The 1,113-nt window shown below is 60.3% G+C and carries 2 protein-coding genes; both read right to left on the bottom strand.

All coding sequences use genetic code 11. The features are described 5' to 3' along the window. Window positions 1–253 (bottom strand): glutathione S-transferase N-terminal domain-containing protein (locus A3730_RS20210; RefSeq protein WP_197477543.1); only part of this gene is annotated, 253 nt, incomplete at its 3' end. A 164-nt stretch (window positions 254–417) separates the two neighbouring features. Then, complete coding sequence (locus A3730_RS20205; protein WP_063521115.1) at window positions 418–1,005, bottom strand: 2-hydroxychromene-2-carboxylate isomerase; 588 nt, start codon at window positions 1,003–1,005, stop codon at window positions 418–420. Window positions 1,006–1,113: the final 108 nt, after the last annotated feature.

Here is a 1,113-nt window from a genome sequence, read left to right as displayed (position 1 = left end):
ATGCACTGCGTTCTGCCAGATGCAGGAGGATGGCACCGCTTTCGAACAATGAGAGATCGCCATCGGTGAGCCAGGGCACCTGCCCGAAGGGCTGATGCGCAAAGTGATCGGCTCCCCGTTCGTGAAACGGAACCCTCTGCACCTGATACGGCAACCCGGCCTCTTCCAGCGCCCAGCGCACGCGCAGGTCACGCACGTAACCCCGTGGCATGTCGGGCACCCAGTCATAGGTGGTAAGGACAAGATCCGTCATAGCGCGCTCCCTCGCGTTAGTCTCTTTTCAAGACCCTGAATCTACACAAGATCGCAGCGCAACACACATAGCAAACACGCCTGCCCATCACGAAAAGACAAAAGCCCGGAACACGTCACACGCGCCCGGGCTTTTGTCTTTTCCTTGTAGCTCGTAGCTCGTAGCTATTCTTTAACTTCTTCCTCCACAAAATCGAGCCGGTCCTGCCCGAAGAACATTTCATTGCCCACGAACATGGTTGGCGCGCCGAATACGCCGCGCTTGATGGCGGCCTCGGTGTTGGCTTTGAGCTGCTCTTTCACTTCGTCGCTGGCGGCCTTGTCCAGCCAGGCCTGTGCATCCAGGCCGGCGGCGGTAAGGACGCGGGTGATTTCTTCCGGCTCGGAGAGTTTGCAGGGCTCGCGCCACATGGCGTTGTAGAGGGCGGTGATCACGGCATCCTGTTCCGGGGTGCCGATGGCGGCGGTGATAATGCGCATGGGGGTGATGGTGTTCACCGGGAAGTGCGGGTTCATGGTGAGCGGCACCTGGTAGCGCGCCGAGTAGCGAGCCAGGTCGCGCATCATGTACATGCCCTTGGCGGGCACGGCACCGGGCGGGTTGTTGCCAGTGGCCTTGAAGATGCCGCCCAGCAAGACGGGGACGTAGACCAGTTCAGCGCCGGTGCGCTCGCACAGGGCGGGGAGTTGGCTCCAGGCCAGGTAGGCGGTGGGGCTGCCCACGTCGAAGAGGAATTCGATTTTTTGGGTCATGGGTTGGTCCTTTCTGATTGTCATGTAGGGGCGACGCTCTCTGTGCACTGCGGGTACGCGGCGCGATGGGCGGAGTTAAAAGTTCAAAGTTCAAAGTTCAAAAGCGCG

The sequence above is a fragment of the Alcanivorax sp. HI0044 genome (assembly GCF_001634945.1).
The sequence above is the reverse complement of the archived record's forward strand: the minus strand, read 5'-3'. Positions and strand labels throughout refer to the sequence as shown.

What these genes read in the sequence shown, in the direction of transcription:
- A3730_RS20205 (WP_063521115.1), bottom strand. Translation starts at nt 1,005, where the DNA reads ATGACCCAAAAAATCGAATTCCTCTTCGACGTGGGCAGCCCCACCGCC.